A 3,036-nucleotide genomic window follows, 5' to 3' on the forward strand; every position below is an offset into this window, starting at 1 on the left:
TCGCCCGGGGCGGCGGGCGCGGCGGTCCACCGCCGTACCTCGTCGACCAGCTCCCGCAGCGTGCGCGGCGCCGACCGCGGCAGCGAGATCGCGGTGACCTCGTCCTCCCGGTCGAGCCGCGCCTTGGCGACGGGCAGCAGCATCCGCTCCCCACCGGCGCGTTCCCCGAAGACGAACAGCAACTGGTCACCGGTCCGGAGGGAGTTGGCCGTGCCCTCGACGAACAGCTCCGAGCGGCGCTCCAGGTCCTCCGGGGTCACGAGGGAGGGCCGGCGGCGCCGTACCTTCAGCTCGTTGAAGTCCCAGCGGGCCGTGAGGTCCCGGCTGGTCTCGAAGGTCAGGGACTCCTCGTCGGCGGAGGCGGGCACGCTGTGGCTGCGCGCGCCGCGCGGGACGACGACCGGCAGGGTCTCGGCGCGCGGGTCGCGTTCGAGGGTGTACGCCAGGTGGGTGGCGGCGGCGACGCCGGGCCGCGGCCGGTGACCGACGAGCCGCCCGAGCAGCACGAGCGACCGGTGCTCGTTCGCCGTACGGATGTAGACCTCGTCGGCGATCCGCTCGGAGTGGAAGGTGAGCAGGTCACCGAGGACGGCGGTGGCGTCCAGCAGGCCGATCGCCGGGTCGTCGGGGGTGCGTACGGTCAGCCCGTTCAGCGCCGGATACGCGGGGGAGGCGAGCCGGTCGAGGAGCGCGGCCAGGAAGGAGCCGTAGGTGCCCACGCGGTAGTCGAGGGCGGTGCGGCCGGGCGGGTTGTGGAGCGGGGCCGGGGCCCGCCGCTCGTCGTGTCCGCCGCCGCACGCCCCGCCGCAGGCGCACTCGTCGGTCGCGGTCATCGGACACCTCCCAGGGAAATCTCCAGCCGGCCCTGCTCCGGCCGGTCGGGGTCGTTGTCGCACGCGGCGATCTCCAGCGGGCCGAGCCGCAGCACGCCGTCCTCCCGTTCCCCGCGGTCCGGCTCGAACAGCCGCCGCAGCCGGGTGACCCGCACGCTCTCCACGCCGGGCACCGCCGCGGCGACCGCGACGAGGCGGCTGAGGCGTACCGGTTCGCCGAAGGTCAGGGCGTCCGGGTGGAAGAAGCCGCCGCGCCCGCCGCCGAGCACGCGGTACAGCTCGGCGAGGATCTGCCCGTGCTGGTGGCCGGGCCGGGCGCACACGGTCAGCGCGATGTCGAGCGGCACCAGCCGGGCCGGACGCACGACGACGTCGTGGCCGATGCGCCGGTAGGGCTCCAGGGCCTGGGCGACCCGGTCCAGCAGCTCGGGTAACGGGGTGCCGTCGCCGACCGCGTCGACGGCGATGTGCGCCTCCCGCACGCTGCCGGTCCAGCGCAGCTCGGCCGCCGCGCGCTGGACGCCGGGCAGGGCGCCGGCGAGGGCCGCGTAGTCCTCGGCGGTGACCGCGCGCAGCCGGGTGCGGCGCAGGTCGAGCGGGGCGAGCTGGCGTACCTGGTCGACGGGTTCGGGGGCGGTGCCGCCGATGGCGGGCAGCGGGTTGCGGACGACGACGGCCGGCAGCTCCTGTGCGGAGTCCCGCACCACCAGGTGGTTGATGGCCTCGGCGCCCACGTTGCCCGCGGTGCCGCCGCCGATCCGGTAGCGGGCGGTGAGCCGGGCGCCCGGGGCGGGCCGGGCACCGTGCCGGCCGTCGCCGAACCGCAGGGCGAGCCGCCCGTCGTCCTCGAGTTCCCCGACGAAGTGCCGGTCACGGGGGGCGCTGCGCAGCAGATCGCGGCGCGGCTCCCAGACGCCGTCCGGCTCTTCGAGGCGTACGGCGGGCAGGGCGCGGCGCGGGTCCTGGGTGAGCGCGCCGGTCGCGGAGCCGCGCAGCACGGTCTCGTCGGGGTGGAGCCCTTCGGCGTAGCCGGGACCCCAGCTGTGGGCGATCTCCCAGGCGATGTGCGGGCCGAGGACGGTGCCCGCGCGGGCGCGGGCCGCGAGCACCTCGATGCGGCGGAGCTTGCCGTCCAGCAGCCGGTCGGAGCGGTGCAGGAGTTCGCGCAGCGCGCGCACGGGATGCAGCCGCAGCTCCAGCCGCTCCAGGATCCGCAGCCCGAACACGACGGCGAGTTCGGCGATCTCCTCCGCGTCGAGCCCGTCCCGGTCGCGGGCGCTGCGCCACAGCTCGACCAGCCGCTGCCGGAGCCGGCCGGGGACGGCGGCGATCCGTTCGGCCTGTCCGGCGGCGACCGTGCCGGGCTCGGGGAAGGGCGCGGCCTGGGTGACGGGCGCGCCGCCGAGGACGGGGCGGAAGCGGGGCCGGATGCCCGGGTACACGGACTGGGCGAGCAGGGTGCGCAGGGCGGCGGTCTGGGCGTACGCGGTGCCGGGCACGACGCGGTCGTGCCGCTGCCCGGCCCGTTCGAGCCCGATGCCGGCGCGGTGGACGGCGGCCTCCCCGACGGTGTCGAAGAGGTCCCGCACGTCGTCCGGGGTGAGCGAGTGCCCCTCGGCGGTGCGGTCGGTGAGGGCGTTGATCAGCCGGGCGGGCGCGTTGCCCTCGTCCGGGTCGGGGCAGCCGAAGGCGGGAGGGCAGCAGGTGCCGGCCACGGCCGGGTCGGCGGGCACGGTGAACGTCTCCGGCAGCCCGTCGATGGTGCGGCCGTGGTCGACGAGGACGACGTTGCCGCGGGCGAGGGTCACGTCCTCGACGGGCGGGCAGCCCCGGCCCGCGCGGGTGACCAGGCACAGCGGGAAGCGCAGGGCGTCCTCGGCGGCCCAGGTGACCTCCAGGACCGGCTGGTCCTCGATGCGGTCGACGGCCGGGGTGACGGAGGTGAGGCGGACGGCCTGGCGGTGGGCGGGGTCGGCGTCACCGGGCGTACCGGTGCGCGGCCCCTTCACCTCCTCCAGGATCAGCACGTCACCGGGGTGCAGGTCGAGCCGCCGCTCCCGGCAGGTCTCCGGGTCGGCCCAGCCGTCGCGCAGCGTGGCGGCGGTGGCGCCCTTCGGCAGCGCGCGGACCTCACCGCCCCACGTCCACAGCCGGATCGCGTTGTGCGCGACGCGCAGCCGCAGCGGCTCGGTCGCCGGGACGG

1 protein-coding gene and 1 pseudogene are annotated in these 3,036 nt (G+C 77.0%); both read right to left on the bottom strand.

Features of this window, described 5'->3' with window-relative positions; genetic code table 11:
- Window positions 1–833: pseudogene (locus tag CCN42_RS36440) on the bottom strand (putative baseplate assembly protein); the annotation flags it as partial.
- On the bottom strand, window positions 830–3,036 hold a 2,207-nt coding region (locus tag CCN42_RS36445; protein WP_086741614.1), incomplete at its 5' end, for a putative baseplate assembly protein. The pseudogene CCN42_RS36440 and the gene CCN42_RS36445, both read right to left, overlap by 4 nt.

The organism is Streptomyces glaucescens (assembly GCF_002154375.1).
In the GTDB taxonomy this organism is placed as follows: Bacteria; Actinomycetota; Actinomycetes; order Streptomycetales; family Streptomycetaceae; genus Streptomyces; species Streptomyces glaucescens.